This window comes from Polaromonas sp. CG_9.5, from assembly GCF_035984465.1.
GTDB lineage: Bacteria > Pseudomonadota > Gammaproteobacteria > Burkholderiales > Burkholderiaceae_C > Polaromonas.
In genome coordinates this window covers 90,505-108,624 of record NZ_JAXCHR010000010.1, presented here as the reverse complement: position 1 = coordinate 108,624, position 18,120 = coordinate 90,505, and the positions used below count along the sequence as shown (strand labels likewise).

Sequence of the window (18,120 nt, the reverse complement as noted above, 5' to 3'; positions counted from 1 at the left end):
CGCATACACTTGCCATCCTGTTTTTGAAGGTACGTCATGAGTCTGAAGTGCGGCATTGTTGGCTTGCCCAACGTCGGTAAATCCACCCTGTTTAACGCGTTGACCAAAGCGGGCATCGCGGCGGAAAACTATCCTTTTTGCACCATTGAGCCCAATGTCGGCATCGTGGAAGTGCCTGACGCGCGGCTGGACGCGTTGTCCGCCATCGTCAATCCGCAAAAGGTGCAGCGCGCCATTGTCGAGTTTGTCGACATTGCCGGTCTGGTCGCCGGCGCGAGCACGGGCGAGGGCCTGGGCAACAAGTTTTTGGCCCATATCCGCGAAACCGACGCCATCGTCAATGTGGTGCGCTGCTTTGAAGACGACAACGTGATCCACGTCGCCGGCAAGGTCGATCCGATTGACGACATCGAAGTCATCCAGACCGAACTCTGCCTGGCTGATTTGGCGGCGGTGGAAAAAGCCCTGCACCGCGTCGGCAAGCTGGCGCGCTCGGGCGACAAGGACTCTGCCAAGCTGGTCGCCATTCTGGAGAAATGCCAGACTGCGCTGAACGAAGCCAAACCCGTGCGCACGCTGGACTTCAGTAAGGACGAGCTGCCGCTGCTGCAGCAGTTTTTTTTGATTACCGCCAAGCCAGCGATGTTTGTCGCCAACGTGGCCGAAGACGGGTTCGAAAACAACCCCTTCCTTGACCGCTTGACCGCCTACGCTCAGTCGCAAAATGCGCCGGTGGTGGCCATCAGCGCCAAGATGGAAGCTGAAATGGCTGAAATGAGCGACGAAGATCGCCAGATGTTCCTTGAAGAACTCGGCCAGACCGAGCCGGGACTGAACCGGCTGATTCGCGCTGCCTACACGCTGCTGGGCCTGCAAACCTATTTCACCGCTGGCGTGAAGGAAGTGCGCGCCTGGACGATTCATGTCGGCGACACCGGCCCGCAAGCGGCTGGCGTGATTCACACCGATTTTGAAAAAGGCTACATCCGTGCCCAGACCATCGCGTTTGACGACTTCGTCACCTTCAAGGGCGAGCAGGGTGCCAAAGACGCAGGCAAGATGCGCGCCGAAGGCAAGGACTATGTCGTCAAGGATGGTGACGTGATGAACTTTTTGTTCAGCTCCTGAGCGTGATTCTGCGTTGTGCCGGCTAAACGCCGGTGCAGCGCTGATTTTCGAGATTTTTCAAACCTTTTAGGCCTTATGCGCAATATCCACGTGCGCAAGCAGCTATTTATTTAATAGCATCAGTTTATTAAACCCGACTCACCAAGACGCCTGCAGCCATGACCGAACCGGTACGACTTGCCAAACGCCTGGCTGAAATGCTGGCCTGTTCACGCCGCGAAGCCGAGCAGTACATCGAAGGCGGCTTTGTTACTGTCAATGGCGTGGTGGTGGAGGAACCCCAGGCGCGCGTGCAGAACCAGGCGATTGTGCTGTTGCCCGGTGCCAGCCTGCTGGCGCTGACGCCTGTCACGCTCCTGCTGCACAAACCCGCAGGCTATGAGTCGCGGGACGCGGCGAATGCCAGCGGCGATGCCGGCATTCAAACCGCCGCCCAGTTGCTGACGGCCGCCAATCATTCGCCTGACGACCGCTCGGGCATCCGGCCGCTTAAAAAACATTTTTCCAGCTCCGAGTTGCTCACGCCGCTGGCCACGGCGGCCAGCGGCCTGGTGGTTTTTTCAGGTGACTGGCGTGTCGCGCGCAAGCTGCGTGAAGACGCCCGCCTGCTGGAGCATGAAGTGGTGGTTGAGGTCAGCGGTGAGATCAGGCCCGGCGGCCTGGAGCGGCTCAACCGCATTGACCACGGTTTTACCTACCGGGGCGCCTTGCTGCCACCGGCCAAAGTCAGCTGGCAAAGCGAAAAGCGCCTGCGTTTTGCCCTGAAGGGCGAAATGCCCGGCCAGATCGCCTACCTGTGCGAAAGCGTGGGCCTGAAGATCGAAGCGATGAAACGCCTGCGCGTCGGGCGCATGTCGCTGAGCCAGTTACAGCCGGGACAGTGGCGCTATTTGATGCCCTACGAGCGGTTTTAAACCCGCCTCAAGCGCCTAGCACGCCCGGAAACGCCCAGATCAGGCTGCCGGTCATCAAAAAATAGCGCAAGAATTTGCCGACGGCCATGTATGCCAGGCACGGCCAGAACGGAAACTTCAGCCAGCCGGCCACCGCGCAAAGCGGGTCGCCCACGACGGGCAACCAAGCGAGCAGGCATGCCTTGGGGCCGAGCTTTTCCAGCCACCGCACCGCACGGCCGTGGTGTGACGAATGGGTGTATTTATTGGCCACCTTGTGCGCGCCAAAGCCGATCCACCAGTCCAGCGCACCGCCCAGCGTGTTGCCGACCGTGGCGACCAGCACAGCGGGCCAGAACATGGCCGGGTTGAGCTTGACCAGCCCGAACACTACCGGCTCGGAGCCCAGCGGTAGCAAGGTGGCGGAAATAAAGGAGACGATGAAGACGGTGCTCAAGCCGTATTCCGGCAGGGCAAGCAGTTCGATCAGGTGTTGTATCCAGGCTTCCATAGGGGCTTGAGTATAGGCAGCGCGCTAGCCATTGAACGGCCATAGGGCTGCCCGCCGAAGGCTTGAGAGGGGTTGACAAATTCCAGGCCGGATTTCAATTGCTGAAATTTTAGGCAGCTACAATCATGCCTCCTTTTTCAGCAACCCTCCCACGCGTCCATCCTTTCATGAACATCGGCCCCTATGTTTTGGCAAACAATGTGTTTGTCGCGCCCATGGCCGGCGTCACGGACAGGCCATTTCGCCAGCTGTGCAAAAAGCTCGGCGCGGGTTATGCCGTCAGTGAAATGGTCACGTCGCGCCGCGATTTGTGGGACACGCTGAAAACCTCGCGCCGCGCCAACCATGACGGCGAAGTCGCGCCGATTGCCGTGCAGATTGCCGGCACCGACGCGCAAATGATGGCTGACGCCGCCGCCTACAACCTGGACCGGGGCGCGCAGATCATCGACATCAACATGGGTTGTCCGGCCAAGAAAGTCTGCAACAAATGGGCCGGATCGGCACTGATGCAGGACGAAACGCTGGCGCTGCAGATCATTGAGGCCGTGGTGGCCGCCTGCGCACCGCACGGCGTGCCGGTCACTTTGAAGATGCGCACCGGCTGGGCGCAAACGCATAAAAATGCCCTGACGATTGCGCGCGCCGCCGAAAGCGCCGGCGTGCAGATGATTGCCGTGCATGGCCGCACGCGTGAGCAGGGCTATAAAGGCCTGGCCGAATACGACACGATTGCCGAGGTGAAGGCCGCGCTGCGCATTCCGGTGGTGGCCAATGGCGACATCAGCAGCCCCGAAAAAGCCCGCGACGTGCTGGCCTACACCAGCGCTGATGCCGTGATGGTGGGCCGCGCCGCGCAAGGCCGGCCCTGGATTTTTCGCGAAGTGGCGCATTTTCTGGCGACCGGTACGCACCTGGCACCGCCCTTGGTGGCCGATGTGAAGACGCTGCTGCTTGACCATTTGCTGGACCACTACCAGCTGTACGGTGAATTCAGCGGCGTGCGAACAGCGCGCAAACATATTGGCTGGTACGTCAAGACCCTGCCGGGCGGAGAGGCTTTTCGGGCCCGCATGAATCTGCTGGAAGACTCCCCGGCGCAGCTTGAGGCAGTGACTGAATTTTTTAATGACCTGGGTGACCGGATGGCCCGTATTCCGGCCAGCACCGATGACCCGGTCGCCGCATGACGCCAAACGATGAACGACGATAAAAAGAAAGAAGCCGCTGCACTATGAGCAAAATCAACCTGGAAGAGTGTGTCCGCACCAGCCTGGAAAGCTATTTCACCGACCTGGGCGGCAGCGAACCTGACCGCATGTACGACATGATGGTTCGCGTGGTTGAAAAGCCGCTGCTCGAAGTGGTGATGCAGCATGCCGATCAAAACCAGTCGCGCGCTGCCCAATGGCTGGGGCTGAACCGCAACACCCTACGCAAAAAGCTGGTCGAGCACAAGCTCATCAGCTAAAAAGCCGTCCCCTGTTTCATTCATCCCCGGCTATTGACGATTTCGCATCCTTAGAAAAGACACCCATGAACGCCTTGATTTCCGTTTCCGATAAAACCGGCATCCTTGAATTTGCCCAGGCCCTGCATGCGCTGGGCATCAAGCTGCTGTCCACCGGCGGCACCGCCAAACTGCTGGCCGACGCGGGCTTGCCCGTGACCGAAGTTGCCGACCACACCGGTTTTCCGGAAATGCTCGATGGCCGCGTCAAGACGCTGCACCCGAAAATCCACGGCGGTTTGCTGGCCCGGCGCGACCTGCCAGCGCACATGGCGGCGTTGACGGCGCATGACATTGACACCATCGACCTGCTGGTGGTGAACCTGTACCCGTTTGAAGCCACCGTGGCCAAGCCTGGCTGCACGCTTGAAGACGCGATTGAAAACATCGACATCGGCGGCCCGGCGATGGTGCGCTCGGCGGCCAAAAACTGGAAAGATGTCGGCGTGCTGACCGATGCGTCGCAATACGCCGGCGTGCTGGCCGAACTCAAAGAGGGCGGCAAACTGACCGACAAAACCAAATTCGCCCTGTCGGTGGCCGCGTTCAACCGCATCAGCCAGTACGACGGCGCGATCAGCGACTACCTGTCCAGCATCCAGCCCGAAGGCGACCCCAGCGTGTTTGCCGGCCAGTCCAACGGCCGCTTCATCAAGGTGCAAGACCTGCGCTACGGTGAAAACTCGCACCAGCAGGCTGCGCTGTACCGCGACTTGCACCCTGCACCGGGCTCGCTGGTCACGGCCAAACAGTTGCAGGGCAAGGAGCTGTCGTACAACAACATCGCCGACGCTGACGCCGCCTGGGAATGCGTCAAGAGCTTCCTAGAGCCGGCCTGCGTCATCGTCAAGCATGCCAACCCGTGCGGCGTGGCGGTGGGTGCGGATGCGCTGGACGCCTACAGCAAGGCGTTCAAGACCGACCCGACTTCAGCATTTGGCGGCATTATTGCGCTGAACTGCCCGCTGGACGAGCGTGCTGCGCTACAGATTTCGAAGCAGTTTGTCGAAGTGCTGATGGCCCCTGCCTTCACGCCCGAGGCGCTGGAAGTGTTCAAGACGAAGGTTAACGTGCGGATTTTGCAGATTGATTTGCCGCCCGGTGGCCCTACTGCCTGGGATCAGGGCCGCAATCTGATCGACATCAAGCGTGTCGGCTCCGGCCTGTTGATGCAGACCGCCGACATCCATGAGCTGGCATTGGCGGACCTGAAAGTGGTCAGCACGCTGCAACCGACGCCGGCGCAACTGCAGGATCTGCTGTTTGCCTGGACGGTGGCCAAGTACGTCAAGTCCAACGCCATCGTGTTTTGCGCCGGTGGCATGACGATGGGCGTGGGCGCTGGTCAGATGAGCCGCCTGGACTCAGCGCGCATCGCCAGCATCAAGGCCGAACATGCCGGTCTGTCGCTCAAGGGCACAGCCGTGGCGAGCGACGCGTTCTTCCCGTTCCGCGACGGACTCGATGTGGTGGTTGATGCAGGCGCGACCAGCGTCATTCAGCCGGGCGGCTCGATGCGCGACCAGGAAGTGATTGATGCCGCCAACGAGCGCGGCGTGGTCATGGTGCTGAGCGGTGTGCGACATTTCCGGCATTAACTTGCACAGCAGCGCTGAACAGGCGCTGAATCAAAAAAAGCGGCTTTTGGCCGCTTTTTTTATGACAAATAGCTGCTTGCGCACGGCTGACGTGTGAAAGCAGCTATTTTTTTAATAGCAATTTGCGTTGGGTCTGCAAGCCTGTTCAGCAGCCTGCGAAATACCGGGCTGCGGCATCTACCGTGGCGTCGATGTCTTCCGCGCTGTGCGCCGCGCTGACAAAGCCGGCTTCATACAGCGCCGGGGCGTAGTAGACGCCGCTGTCGAGCATGGCGTGAAAGAAGCGGTTGAACGCCGGGCCGTCGGTTTTCATGACCTGGCCGTAGTTCTGCGGCAGCGCATCGAGCAGAAAAAAGCCGAACATGCCGCCTTCGCTGTCGCCGCAAAACGGCACGCCTGATTTGGCGGCGGCCTGGCTCAAGCCTGTCACCAAACTTTGCGTGCGCGCGCCCAGCGCCTCGTAAAAACCGGGCTTCTGGATTTCCCGCAGCGTCGCCAAACCGCAGGCGGTGGCCACCGGGTTGCCCGACAGGGTGCCGGCCTGGTAGACGCCGCCCAAAGGTGCCAAATGCTCCATCACGGCACGCGTGCCGCCGAACGCCGCCATCGGCATGCCGCCGCCAATTACCTTGCCCAATGCGGTCAGGTCCGGCTTGAAGCCGGGAATGCTCTTAGCATAAACGCTTTGCGCGCCGCCCAGCGCGACGCGAAAGCCGGTCATGACTTCGTCAAACACCAGCAATGCGCCGTATTGCGTGCACAACTCGCGGCAGCGCTTGATGAAGGGCACGCTGGCGCGCACAAAGTTCATGTTGCCGGCAATCGGCTCGATCATCAGGCAGGCGATGTCCTTGCCGTGCAGCGAAAACGCTTCTTCGAGCTGCGCGAGGTGGTTGTATTCCAGCACCAGCGTGTCCTTGACCACTTCGGCCGGAACGCCGGCGCTGGTGGGGCTGCCGAAGGTCGCCAGACCCGAGCCGGCCTTGACCAGCAGCGCGTCGGAATGGCCGTGGTAGCAGCCTTCGAACTTGATGATCTTGTTGCGTCCGGTCGCGCCGCGCGCCAGCCGGATCACGCTCATCGTCGCCTCGGTGCCGGAGCTGACGAGCCGCACCATTTCGATGGACGGCACGAGCTTGACGATTTCTTCGGCCATCTCGACTTCGCGCTCAGTCGGCGCGCCGTAGGAAAAGCCTTCGAGCACTGCTTTTTGCACGGCTTCGACCACTGCCGGATGGCCATGGCCCAGAATCATCGGCCCCCAGGAACCGATGTAGTCGATGTAGCGCTGGCCGTCGGCGTCCCAGAAATACGCGCCCTGCGCGCGCTGAATGAAGCGCGGCGTGCCGCCTACGGCCTTGAAAGCACGCACCGGCGAGTTGACTCCGCCGGGAATCAGCTTTTGGGCGCGCTCGAATAATGCGGCGTTGCGGGACGTAGTCAGGGGCGTGGCGGGCTTAGTGTTTGGTTGTTCCATTAGGGGGCAGATTAAAAGTGGAGTTGGAGGTCAAGTCGGCATCGTCGAGGCCGGACAGGTCGGCATCGGCCGCTTCGTTATCGGATTCTTCGTCCAGTTCAGCCTGCGCCCAGAACAGGCGGTCGGGCACGATGTGGCCCATGCCGGGGTGAAAACCGGCTTCCAGGCTGTGGTCCAGGTAAGTCAGTGCTTCGGCGGTGGCGGCCTGCAGGTCGTGGCCATTGGCCAGCAAGGCACAAAGCGCCGCAGACAGGGTTTCGCCAGCGCCTTCAAAAACGGCCTCGAAGCGCTCAAACTTTTCGCTGTACAAAACGGCTTGCGGCGTGGCCAGCACATTGTCAATAAACTGGTCGGGCAGTGGAATGCCGGTCACCAGTGTGTAGGGCACGCCCAGGCTGGAAGCGGCTTTGGCAATGTCCCGTGCCGTCGGGCTGCGCTCAGTCGGCCAGTCGGGCAACAGCCAGCGCCACAAGGTGCTGTGGTTGCCGATCAGCAGGGTCACCTGCGGCAGCATCAATTCACGAAATGCATCCAGATAGGTGTCAATTTCGCTCTCGTCCCACCAGGCCAGACTGGGCATGTAAGCGATCAGCGGCACATCAGCATAGTCAGAAGCAATTTCGGCAATCGTGCTGATGTTTTCCGGGCTGCCCACAAAACCCACTTTGAACGCTGACACCGGCATGTCTTCCAGGGCTGCACGCGCCTGGTCCGTGATGGCTTCATCGTCAAAAGCAAAATGGTCAAGGATTTCGGCGGTGTCGCGCACGTAGGTGCCGGTCACGACCGCCAACGGGTGAGCCCCGGCAGAGGTGATAGCGGTGATGTCCGCCGTGAGGCCGCCTGCGCCGCTGGGGTCGTTGGCATTGAATGCCATAACGCATGCTGGCGAGGCTTCATCATCCTCGATCTGGAGTTGCCGGCTGTCTGTCGGAAGCAGGTTGGGGTTTGCCATAGGCTTTGATTTTGCCTCGTCCTCGAATTAGGAACGCCACACCGATACAATTGTTGCAATCTATTCGAAGGCCAATTAAGCTGTGACTCAATCAATGACGTGGATGTGTTTGATCTGTGGTTGGATTTATGACGAGGCGACAGGTGCGCCAGAGCATGGAATCTCCGCCGGAACGCCGTGGGCCGAAGTACCCATGAACTGGACTTGTCCGGAGTGCGGAGCGCGCAAAGAGGATTTCGAAATGGTTCAACTCTAAGCATTCATGCCTTGGCTCTAAGCGGGGCCAGTCAGGCAGGTTGAACCAGCTCGTCATCTTAAAAACAGGAGTAAACGCAGTGAGCATTCCAAGTTCCGGACTGAAGGTGCTGGTCATCGATGACAGCAATACGATCAGGCGCAGTGCCGAGATATTTTTGAAGCAGGGGGGGCATGAAGTCTTGCTGGCTGAAGACGGGTTTGATGCCTTGTCCAAGGTCAATGACTATGAACCCGACCTGATTTTTTGCGACATTCTGATGCCCCGTCTGGATGGTTATCAGACCTGCGCAATCATCAAGCGCAATGCAAGATTTTCCGACGTTCCTATTGTGATGTTGTCCTCAAAGGATGGTGTCTTTGATAAGGCACGGGGTCGTATGGTCGGTTCGCAGGATTACCTGACCAAGCCTTTCACCAAAGATCAATTGCTGCAAATCGTACAAGCCTTGGGCGCCAATAAACAAAGGGAAGCGTGATGACAATCAAAAATATTCTTGTCGTAGATGATTCAAAAACAGAGTTGATGTTTTTGACTGATTTGCTGGTTAAAAACGGTTTCAAAGTAAAAACTGCCGAAAATGCTGAAGATGCTTTTCGCCGTTTGGCAGAAGAAAAGCCTGAGTTGATTCTCATGGATGTGGTTATGCCGGGACAAAACGGATTTCAGTTGACCCGCTCCATAGCACGCGATCCGCTGTATTCGAATATTCCCATCATGCTATGCACCAGCAAAAACCAGGAAACAGACCGGGTGTGGGGAATGCGCCAAGGCGCACGTGACTACATTACCAAGCCGGTGGATGCCAACGAATTGATGGCCAAAATCAGGGCACTTTCCTGAGTAACGGCATATAAAACTACAGCATGGCGAACAGACAAGCCCTTAGAGAGTTGCAGACCCGACTGGCAGAGCGCTTGCTGGTTGCCAAGACACAGGGCGTTTCCGCCATGTGGCTGGCTGTTGAGGCAGGAGGAAAAAAATACCTGTTTTCACTGGCCCAATCGGGCGAAATTTTCCCTTTCGTCGGCATTCAGCCTGTTTCCTATACCCAAGCCTGGTTCGTGGGCGTCGCCAACTTGCGCGGCGGTCTTTTTGGGGTCGTGGACTTGGCCAGTTATGTCAGCGGTGTGGCGCCGCAATCCAAAAATGAGCTTGTGCATTCGGATTCGCGACTTGTCTCACTCAATAGCGCCTTCGAGGTCAACTGTGTTTTGCTGATCGACAAGTTGGCTGGCTTGCGAAAGCAGGATGCGTTTATCGATTTTTCTGAAAAGAAGCCGGATGCACCGGCATTTTTTGGAAATCAGTACGTTGACCACAAGGGTGCAAGCTGGCAGGAGATAAATCTTCAATTGCTTGCACAACAAGTTCATTTTTTGACCATTGCGGCCTAAAGCGCATTGTTATCTGTTTCACCTGGAAGTCCCATCCATGTCTGCTATTAAAAATATCCAGAAGCTTTTTAAAACCAAGCCTGTCCAGGCTGAAGGCAGGAGTTCGATGGCGTCAGCGGGTTTGTCGGGTGAATTTCTGGCCGCCAATGGCTTGAATGAAAACTCCCGCACTTCCGCTGTTCAAGCGCAAGAAGAAGCTTTTGGCCCCAGCAGCACGTCAGTCACCGAAGAAGGCATGTGGGCCGGTGATGCTGATCGGATAACCCTTCCCTTGCTCGGCCGCCGAACGCTGAATGAACACCAGAAGATTCTGGTGGTGCTGCTTTCCGCTTCTGTTCTGGTTCTGGGTTTTGTAACATTTTTTGCGCTGAATAAGGCTGGCAATGTTGCGCAGCAAGTAGCGGCAACCGGTCAGGCACTGATGCAGTCGCAGCGGCTGGCGAAATCCGCATCGCAAGCGCTGATCGGGAGTGCCAAGGCGTTCCCTGACGTGAGCGAGAGCGCTGACGTGTTGGCTAAAAACGTGCGGGGTATGAAGTCAGGTGACGACAGCTTGCGCCTGAAAGCCGTAAGTGGCAACTTGCAGCCGGAAGTTGAAAAAGTCACTCCGATGGTGGTGCGCGCTGAGGAAAATGCGAAAATTGTCATGGGCCAGCAAGCTATTCTGAAGCAGGTGAGTGAGGCGCTGCGAACCATTAACCGCCAATCTTCGGACTTGCTTGAAATCGCTGAAACCGTTTCTTCGCTCAAGCTTCAACAAAATGCAGCGCCTACAGAAATTTCAGCATCTGGACAACTGGTGATGCTTACGCAGCGGATTGGTAAGTCTGCCAATGAGTTTCTGACCGTGGAAGGCGTGAGTCCTGAAGCTGTGTTTTTGCTCGGCAAAGATCTGAATTCATTCAAGGAAATCGCGCAAGGGCTGCTTGACGGTAGTCCCGAGCTGAACCTGCGTGCGTCCAAGGATCCGCAGACGCGCGAACGTCTTCAGGCCTTGATGGCACTTTATGAGAAGACCCGCGTACAAGCAGGCGCCATTTTGGGTAATTTGCAGGGGCTGGTGTCAGCCCGCGAAGCGCAGACGTCAATCATTGCGGACAGCGAGCCTTTGCGTCAAGGTCTTGAGGAGTTGCAGGACAAGCTGTCTTTGCAAACCGGTCTGGGCGTTGGTGCACTGGCAACGCTCGTGGCGGCTGCGTTGGTTGCATTGCTGTGCGCTGCGGGATTGGCTCGTTTGCAGATTAAGGATAGCCAGAAACGTCAAGCGGTGGCCGAGGGGCAGCGGCAGGATGCCAAAAGCCAGGAACAGGATGCCAAACGCGTTAATGACGCCAATCAGGCTGCGATTTTGCGACTGATGAATGAATTGCAAAATGTTGCCGAAGGCGATTTGACGCAAGAAGCCACCGTGACAGAAGACATTACGGGTGCTATTGCCGACTCGGTGAATTACACGGTTGAAGAGTTGCGCCAGCTGGTGGGTAACGTGCAAAACACGGCGACCAAGGTGGCGCAGACAACGGCGCAGGTGGAAAACACGTCCACTGAGTTGCTGGCCGCATCGACCCAGCAGTTGCACGAGATTCGGGAAACCGGCCAGTCCGTACTGGATATGGCCGTCCGAATCAACCAAGTTTCCACGCAGGCGCAGGAGTCTTCCCTGGTTGCGCGTCAGTCTCTGACTGCTGCTGAATCCGGCCTGCAGGCGGTGCAAAATGCCATCGGCGGCATGAATTCCATCCGTGACCAGATTCAGGAAACCTCGAAACGCATCAAGCGACTGGGTGAATCGTCCCAGGAGATTGGTGAAATTACCGAGCTGATTTCTGACATTACCGAGCAAACCAACGTGCTTGCGCTTAATGCTGCCATTCAGGCCGCTTCAGCTGGTGAAGCCGGACGAGGCTTTTCAGTAGTGGCCGAGGAAGTGCAGCGGTTGGCTGAGCGGTCTGCCGATGCAACGCGCCAGATTTCAGCGTTGGTCAAAGCCATTCAGACGGATACCCAGGACGCCGTAGCCGCTATGGAGCGTTCTACGCAGGGTGTGGTCGAAGGGGCTAAATTGTCTGACAGTGCTGGTACCGCGTTGACCGAGATTGACCAGGTGTCGCGTCATCTTGCTGATCTGATCGTGCAAATTTCCGATTCCGCTTCCAGAGAGGCTGTCTCCGCCAATGTGGTTGCTGACAATATCCAGCATATTTTTGTAGTGACCGAGCAGACCGAAGAAGGTACCCGTTCAACGGCGCAGCAGGTGCGTGATCTCTCCCGGATGGCGGAAGAGTTGCGTCAATCGGTATCACGATTCAAGATTGCTTGAACCCCTTGTTTTACGGGCTGACTGCAAGCCTCAATTCCTGAACCTGTCTGTAATTTATGCACTCTATGGTCACGAATTCAATCGCCGCCGAACCTGATGCTTCCGTGAGTGACCTGAGCCCGTTGGCTTGGGTTCTGGATGAGCTTCGAAAGTCGCTGGAGGGCGCTTCCAAAGCGCTCAAACGTTTTGCTTGGGACGCCGAAATGGCGCGCGGTTCTGATCTTGCGGCAATAGAGACCAGTCAACTGCGAATTGCCCGTCAGCAACTCCATCAGGCTGTTGGTGTGCTGGAAATGGTGGGACTGGCCAGCCCTGCGTTGCTGCTGCGAGCGATGGAATCTGCTGCGCAAAAGTTTTTGCAGCATCCAGAGCTCTGCACTCAAGATGCCGTGGCCAAGATTGAATACGCCAGTTTTGCCCTTACAGAATATCTGGAGTGTGTACTGGCTGACAAGCCTGTTTCTGCTGTGTCCCTCTTTCCTCAATATCGAGATGTGCAGGAGTTGGTGCGGGCAGAGCGTATTCATCCGGCTGATCTCTGGCCGTTCGAGTGGCGTTGGCTGGAGCCGCAATTGTCCGTGCTGTCCGATGCGCGCCCGTATGACGATGAAGCGCGTTCCACGCTGGATCAATCGGTTCTTCAGCTCATGAAGGGCCAGAATTCTCAGGCAGCTCGCAGTCTCAGGGATTTGAGTCTGGGCTTTGCTGCCAACCAGACTGAACACCAGGTCAGAATTTTCTGGCTTGTAGTTGCAGGCTATTTTGAAGCGGTAGCCCACAATTTGTTGGGCTCTGACCTGTATGTCCGGCGGGCTGCTTCCAGAATTTTGATTCAATATGCTTCGCTTTCCAAAGGCGACACATCCGTCTCTGAGCGTCTGGCGCTGGACTTGCTGTTTTTCTGCGCTCAGGCGGTGTCAAACCGGGCCAGTGACACGCCTGTGCTGTCGGCGGTACGTTTTGCCTACGGATTGACACAGTTCAAGCCGGTGAATTACGAACTTCTGCAGTTTGGCCGCTTTGATCCGGCGCTTCTTGCGCAGGCGCGTAAACGAATTGTTTCTGCCAAGGAGGCTTGGTCTTCGCTTTGTGCCGGTGAAATCACCAAAATGAAACTGGTTTCCGACCAGTTCAGCTTGGTGACCGATTCATTGCGCAAGCTCCATGCACCCAGCGAACCCCTTGCGGTAGCCTTGACCGGGGCGGTTGAGTCGACGGTGCGCTCAGGCCAAACCCCCGGCATTCAATTGGCTATGGAAGTGGCCACTTCCGTGCTTTATCTGGAGGCAGTGTTTCAAGATCTGGATCCGTCCGATCCTCAATTGGCGGTTAGAACGGCCAGCCTGGCTGAGCGACTCGAATGGGTTATTAATGGCGGCGAGCCTCAGTCCTTGGAAGGCTGGATGGAAGAGTTGTATAGCCGCGTTAGTGACAAGCAAACCATGGGCAGCGTAGTAAGTGAATTGCGCGTGTCCCTAGGCGATCTTGAGAAGTCGCTGGATTTATTCTTTCGCAATCCGCAAGACAAGACCAGTCTGCAATTGGTGCCAGCGCAGTTGTCCCAGATGCGCGGCGTGCTGTCTGTATTGGGTTTGGATCAAGCCGCCAAGGCCATACTGCACATGAGGGGGCGTGTTGAGCAAATGCTCGAAACTGAAATTGACGAGAAATCGGCTCAAGTCACTGGAGTTTTTGAGCATCTCGGCAACAATTTGGGCGCCTTGAGTTTTCTGATTGACATGCTTAATTACCAGCCCGTGCTGGCAAAAAAACTGTTTGTCTATGACGAAGATAAAGATGAGCTCAAACCACTCATGGGCCGTTCGCAAGGCGCCCTTGATGCAGCGTCAAGCGTCACCGTGAATAATGAGTCGCTTTCTTCTGAAGCGGCTGCCGTTGTGAATCAAACAGAAGGCTTGGTTACTGACGATATTTTCTTTGATTCGCTCGACAAAGAGCCGGAGTTGCTTTCTGTGCCTGCGGATCAGTTTCTGCTGGCCCCGCCGCAAGAGGAGGTCACGGCTGCTGTTGAAAGCCTTCACGTTGCTTCCGATGATGCGCCGGTTGCCCAGACGATTCCTGTTGCGGCCCCGGTCGCTCAGCTGCCGGTGAGTCTGCCCACTCCCTTGGAGTTTGAGGAAGATGATCTGCAGGATATTTTCCTGGAGGAAGCGCGTGAAGTTATTGTCAATGCCTTGCAAGCGATTGAAGCCTTGGCGAAAGATCCTGCTGATAGCGAACAACTGACGGTATTGCGGCGTGCCTTTCACACGCTCAAAGGCAGTGCGCGAATGGTCGGTCTGAACGAGTTTGGCGAGGCCGCCTGGTCGATGGAGCAAATGCTCAACAGCTGGCTGGCAGACCAAAAAACAGCGATCAAGGAATTCCGCAACTTGTGTTCCGAAGTGATCAACGCGTTTGAACGATGGGTGGCCGATATCGCAGCGGCTAAGGACAGCCCGTGGTCGGCTGCTCCGTTCCGTCGAAGTGCGGAGGCCATGCACATCGAAGGGCGCTACCGTGCTTTGGACTTGTCTGGCGAAGTCAGCGATCCATTGCTGTCGTCTTCCGTTGCAGATGTAGCGGCTGCTGACTCGAAAGGCAGTCTTGAAGCCTTACAGGCGGATGCCGGCATTCAGCCTGCAATGGCGCCTGAAATTACCCCAGCGGTACCTGAAATCGTGGATACGGTTGAGTTGACCGATGCTGATTTCGATCAATATTTTCTGGCCGATGCGGCCAGTCCAGAACTTGCCGAGACAACCGCTATTGAGGCGATCGAGTTGCCAAATGACCTCGTGGCTTCTGAAGTGGCGACAGACCTGCCACTGTCTACCGTAATGAGTGATAAGGCGGACCAGGCTGAACCCATACCGTTGGAAATTGAAAACGATATTCCAGAATTGAAGGTGGATGAACAGGATCAAGTGCTGGCCAGCCTTGATGGCGTTCCTGTGTCTGAAGTCAGTCAAGAGGAAAATGCAGACAGTGGAATCAAGATCATTGATGGGTTGCGTATAGGAATTCCTCTTTACAACGTTTACCTGAACGAAGCTGATGAGTGGTCACGCCGGTTAGTAAGTGAAGTTGCCGAATGGGCACTTGAAAGTGATCAGCCGATCAGTGCATCAACAGTGGCGTTGGCCCATTCACTGACGGGCAGTTCAGCAACCGTCGGGTTCATGTCGCTCTCTGAGTTGGCGCGATCGCTTGAGAATGCCCTCGGAAACTCACGCACTCATCATAACCACGGCGCTTCTGCCTACGGGCAGCTGTTTGTCGACGCTTCGGAAGACATACGCCGTTTGCTGCACCAGTTTGCAGCAGGCTTCTTGAAGCAGCCTCAGCAGGACATTCTTGATCGACTGAAACAGCTGGAGTTCTCTGGTTCGGACTCGCCACAAACCTACGATGACGATGCGTTTGAGCTGTTTGACGACCTCGCACCTGCAAGCGAAGACCGCACTGAACCTGCCACTGACGTGCCGCACGAAACCGCTGTTGACCCTGTAGCTTCCGTTAAGGATGAGAGCGAGATTGAGGTTGTGACGGCACCGCAAGCTGTTGCAAAACAAGTTGTGCCGATAGCAGTTTCCGTGGACGATGCAGCTTTTGCATTCGATGACGATGACATTGATGCTGTCGATACGATTGACCTCGATCTTTTCCCGATTTTCGAAGAAGAATGTGCAGAGTTGATGCCTCGGCTTGGCGCTGCATTGCGTCAGTGGAGCGATAGCCCTGACGACCAGAGCGCACGCCAGGAAGTTCTGCGCGTACTGCATACCCTCAAAGGCAGCGCACGTCTGGCAGGCGCCATGCGACTCGGTGAAATGGCGCACCATATCGAGTCGGAAATTTCTTATGTCGGTTCAGACGCAGCAGCCAGCCAGGAATTTGAGCCCTTGCTCAATCGCTTTGACAGAATGCAAAGCACTTTTGAAGTGTTGCGTCAAGCAGATGTCGCTGCCGTCCAGGCCCCATTGGCAGACGTTGTAGCTGCGCCAGTTATTGCCAATGAGCAAAAACAGCACGCTGACAAGCTCGGTACTTCTAAAGAAAAGGCCGGCATTTCGGGTATGTCGTCAGACCGTAGCGACAGCATCGGAAAAATTGCAATTCCTGCTCCGCAAACCCTCGCGATGCAGCCCTTGCGTCAGGCTACGAATGCCTCCATCAGGGTACGCACACAGTTGCTTGATCGCATGGTCAACCAGGCTGGCGAGGTAATGATCACCCGCTCGCGCCTGGAGTCTGAAATTGGCGAGTTGCGGCTGTCCCTGAACGATATGACCAGTAATTTGACACGGTTGCGGCAACAGCTGCGCGACATTGAGCTGCAAACTGAAACCCAGATGCAGTCACGCCTGGCGCTGGCCAAGGAAGCCCAGACAGGCTTTGATCCGCTGGAGTTTGACCGTTTTACCCGTGCGCAGGAACTGACGCGCATGATGGCCGAGTCGGTCAACGACGTGGCAACCGTTCAGCGCACTTTACAGCGCACCATTGAAGCCACCGAAGACGACCTGATTATTCAAGGCCGCCAGACCCGCGAGTTGCAGCGTGACTTGCTCCGCACGCGCATGGTGGAATTTGACAGCGTTTCAGAGCGTTTGTACCGGGTAGTCCGGCAAGCCTCCAAAGAAACCGGCAAACAGGTGCGAATGGATCTGCAGGGCGGTAATCTTGAAATGGACCGTGGCATGCTGGATCGGATGCTGCCGGCGTTTGAGCATTTGCTGCGCAACTGCGTGACCCACGGCATTGAAGAGCCACAAGTCCGCGCCGATGCGGGCAAGGATCCCGTCGGCTTGATCACTGTCCAGCTTCGCCAGGAAGTCAGTGATATTTCCGTGGACTTCAGCGATGACGGCGCCGGGCTCGATCTGGCGCGTATTCGTGCGCAGGGCATCCGGCTTGGATTGATGACACCAGATCAGTCAGTGGACGACCAGGCGATAGCCGACCTGATTTTCGTGCCGGGGTTTTCAACCGCAGACACCGTGACCGAACTTGCCGGTCGCGGTGTCGGTATGGACGTAGTCCGTACCGATGTGATGGCGCTGGGTGGACGCATAAGAACCGCTAGCGTTGCAGGAAAAAGCACGCATTTCACGTTGGTCTTGCCCCTGACGACTGCTGTGACGCAGGTTGTGATGATCCGCTCCGGCAACCTGTCGGTCGGTGTACCGGTCAGCGTGGTTGAAACCGTGCGACGGTCTTCGGCCGCTGAGCTGGCGCAGGCCTATCGCACTGGCACACTCGATGTCGGCGGCGAGGCGGTCCCGTTCTTCTGGTCAGGCGCCTTGCTGCAGTCATCGCATAACAGCAGTGAAGTGCAGGGCAAGACCTCACCGGTGATTATTTTCCGGAGCGCTGACCAGCGTATTGCCTTGCATGTCGATGAAGTGCTGGGCAACCGTGAGGTCGTGGTCAAAAATCTGGGCCCTCAGCTGGCCCGGTTGCCTGGTTTGACTGGCATGTCGGTATTGCCTTCGGGTGCCGTGGCACTGATCTATAACCCTGTGGCGCTGGCTGCCGTGTACGGCGAACAGGCGCGTGCCTGGAGCCTGAAGTACGCCGATTCAAAAGCCGCCGGGGCTTCTGATGGCGATATCTTGAATATCGACTTGCCATCGGCGGCACAGAAAGCGCCACTCGTGATGGTCGTGGACGACTCTATCACTGTGAGGCGTGTGACCCAGCGCATGCTGTTGCGCGATGGTTACCGGGTGGTGATGGCCGCCGATGGTCTGCAAGCGCTGGAGCGGCTGCAGGAAGAAATTCCGTCCGTGGTGCTGTCTGATATTGAAATGCCGCGAATGGACGGTTTTGACCTGGTTCGCAACATTCGGGCTGATGCCCGCATGAAGGACTTGCCCATCATCATGATTACCTCACGCATTGCCGAAAAGCACCGCGAACATGCCATGAAACTAGGCATTAATCATTATTTGGGCAAGCCTTATTCTGAAGAAGAGTTGCTCCGCCTGGTGGGCCAATACTGCGCTCAAAAAGCCGTGGCTGTTGCCTAAAATTGCCTGTTGCGCACGCTGGACGTGCGCAACCTGCTAT

The 18,120-nt window shown here is 57.0% G+C and carries 14 protein-coding genes; 11 read left to right on the top strand and 3 right to left on the bottom strand.

The features are described 5' to 3' along the window. Positions 1–36: 36 nt before the first annotated feature. Positions 37–1,128, top strand: a complete 1,092-nt coding sequence (ychF, locus tag RCH06_RS10150) for a redox-regulated ATPase YchF (protein ID WP_327081341.1) — start codon at positions 37–39, stop codon at positions 1,126–1,128. A 158-nt stretch (positions 1,129–1,286) separates the two neighbouring features. Next, complete coding sequence (locus tag RCH06_RS10145; RefSeq protein ID WP_327081340.1) at positions 1,287–2,042, top strand: rRNA pseudouridine synthase; 756 nt, start codon at positions 1,287–1,289, stop codon at positions 2,040–2,042. Positions 2,043–2,049: 7 nt separating this feature from the next. On the opposite strand, the gene RCH06_RS10140 is transcribed toward RCH06_RS10145, so the two are convergent. Continuing rightward, entirely contained in the window at positions 2,050–2,532 is a 483-nt protein-coding gene (locus tag RCH06_RS10140; protein ID WP_327081339.1) for a YqaA family protein, read from the bottom strand. A gap of 167 nt (positions 2,533–2,699) precedes the next feature. Here RCH06_RS10140 and dusB point away from each other — a divergent pair, with 167 nt between their 5' ends. The 3 genes from dusB (at position 2,700) to purH (ending at position 5,640) form a co-directional block, all read left to right on the top strand. Continuing rightward, positions 2,700–3,722 (top strand): tRNA dihydrouridine synthase DusB, encoded by a 1,023-nt coding sequence (dusB, locus tag RCH06_RS10135; protein WP_327081338.1) that lies wholly within the window; start codon positions 2,700–2,702, stop codon positions 3,720–3,722. A 44-nt stretch (positions 3,723–3,766) separates the two neighbouring features. Then, positions 3,767–4,003 (top strand): helix-turn-helix domain-containing protein, encoded by a 237-nt coding sequence (locus tag RCH06_RS10130; protein ID WP_327081337.1) that lies wholly within the window; start codon positions 3,767–3,769, stop codon positions 4,001–4,003. Positions 4,004–4,068: 65 nt separating this feature from the next. Further along, positions 4,069–5,640 carry a bifunctional phosphoribosylaminoimidazolecarboxamide formyltransferase/IMP cyclohydrolase gene (purH, locus tag RCH06_RS10125; RefSeq protein WP_327081336.1) on the top strand — a complete coding sequence of 524 codons (1,572 nt, stop codon included), beginning with the start codon at positions 4,069–4,071 and terminating at the stop codon, positions 5,638–5,640. A 145-nt stretch (positions 5,641–5,785) separates the two neighbouring features. Here purH and hemL read toward each other — a convergent pair whose 3' ends face one another. Both hemL and thiD read right to left on the bottom strand, forming a co-directional pair. Beyond that, positions 5,786–7,117, bottom strand: coding sequence for a glutamate-1-semialdehyde 2,1-aminomutase (hemL, locus tag RCH06_RS10120; RefSeq protein WP_327081335.1), 1,332 nt, complete (start codon positions 7,115–7,117; stop codon positions 5,786–5,788). Then, a complete protein-coding gene (gene thiD / locus RCH06_RS10115) occupies positions 7,098–8,072 on the bottom strand; it encodes a bifunctional hydroxymethylpyrimidine kinase/phosphomethylpyrimidine kinase (protein WP_327081334.1) in 975 nt (324 codons plus the stop codon). Before thiD ends, hemL begins: the two co-directional genes overlap by 20 nt. 82 nt (positions 8,073–8,154) lie before the next feature. Here thiD and RCH06_RS10110 point away from each other — a divergent pair, with 82 nt between their 5' ends. The 6 genes from RCH06_RS10110 (at position 8,155) to RCH06_RS10085 (ending at position 18,080) form a co-directional block, all read left to right on the top strand. Continuing rightward, positions 8,155–8,328 carry a rubredoxin gene (locus RCH06_RS10110; RefSeq protein WP_327081333.1) on the top strand — a complete coding sequence of 58 codons (174 nt, stop codon included), beginning with the start codon at positions 8,155–8,157 and terminating at the stop codon, positions 8,326–8,328. A gap of 79 nt (positions 8,329–8,407) precedes the next feature. Beyond that, positions 8,408–8,806: a response regulator gene (locus tag RCH06_RS10105; protein ID WP_327081332.1), complete on the top strand. Its 399-nt coding sequence runs from the start codon at positions 8,408–8,410 to the stop codon at positions 8,804–8,806. Continuing rightward, complete coding sequence (locus RCH06_RS10100) at positions 8,806–9,171, top strand: response regulator transcription factor (RefSeq protein ID WP_327081331.1); 366 nt, start codon at positions 8,806–8,808, stop codon at positions 9,169–9,171. Before RCH06_RS10105 ends, RCH06_RS10100 begins: the two co-directional genes overlap by 1 nt. Positions 9,172–9,194: 23 nt before the next feature. Beyond that, positions 9,195–9,725: a chemotaxis protein CheW gene (locus tag RCH06_RS10095; protein ID WP_327081330.1), complete on the top strand. Its 531-nt coding sequence runs from the start codon at positions 9,195–9,197 to the stop codon at positions 9,723–9,725. 235 nt (positions 9,726–9,960) lie between these two features. Beyond that, complete coding sequence (locus RCH06_RS10090) at positions 9,961–12,045, top strand: methyl-accepting chemotaxis protein (protein WP_442799637.1); 2,085 nt, start codon at positions 9,961–9,963, stop codon at positions 12,043–12,045. 56 nt (positions 12,046–12,101) lie between these two features. After that, on the top strand, positions 12,102–18,080 hold the full coding sequence (locus RCH06_RS10085) for a hybrid sensor histidine kinase/response regulator (protein WP_327081328.1): 5,979 nt from the start codon (positions 12,102–12,104) through the stop codon (positions 18,078–18,080). The last annotated feature ends 40 nt before the right edge of the window (positions 18,081–18,120 follow it).

Bases quoted from the DNA above. Each gene is read 5' to 3' on its own strand.
- ychF (WP_327081341.1), top strand. From the start codon at position 37: ATGAGTCTGAAGTGCGGCATTGTTGGCTTGCCCAACGTCGGTAAATCC.
- RCH06_RS10145 (WP_327081340.1), top strand. From the start codon at position 1,287: ATGACCGAACCGGTACGACTTGCCAAACGCCTGGCTGAAATGCTGGCC.
- RCH06_RS10140 (WP_327081339.1), bottom strand. From the start codon at position 2,532: ATGGAAGCCTGGATACAACACCTGATCGAACTGCTTGCCCTGCCGGAA.
- dusB (WP_327081338.1), top strand. From the start codon at position 2,700: ATGAACATCGGCCCCTATGTTTTGGCAAACAATGTGTTTGTCGCGCCC.
- RCH06_RS10130 (WP_327081337.1), top strand. From the start codon at position 3,767: ATGAGCAAAATCAACCTGGAAGAGTGTGTCCGCACCAGCCTGGAAAGC.
- purH (WP_327081336.1), top strand. From the start codon at position 4,069: ATGAACGCCTTGATTTCCGTTTCCGATAAAACCGGCATCCTTGAATTT.
- hemL (WP_327081335.1), bottom strand. From the start codon at position 7,117: ATGGAACAACCAAACACTAAGCCCGCCACGCCCCTGACTACGTCCCGC.
- thiD (WP_327081334.1), bottom strand. From the start codon at position 8,072: ATGGCAAACCCCAACCTGCTTCCGACAGACAGCCGGCAACTCCAGATC.
- RCH06_RS10100 (WP_327081331.1), top strand. From the start codon at position 8,806: ATGACAATCAAAAATATTCTTGTCGTAGATGATTCAAAAACAGAGTTG.
- RCH06_RS10095 (WP_327081330.1), top strand. From the start codon at position 9,195: ATGGCGAACAGACAAGCCCTTAGAGAGTTGCAGACCCGACTGGCAGAG.
- RCH06_RS10090 (WP_442799637.1), top strand. From the start codon at position 9,961: ATGTGGGCCGGTGATGCTGATCGGATAACCCTTCCCTTGCTCGGCCGC.
- RCH06_RS10085 (WP_327081328.1), top strand. From the start codon at position 12,102: ATGCACTCTATGGTCACGAATTCAATCGCCGCCGAACCTGATGCTTCC.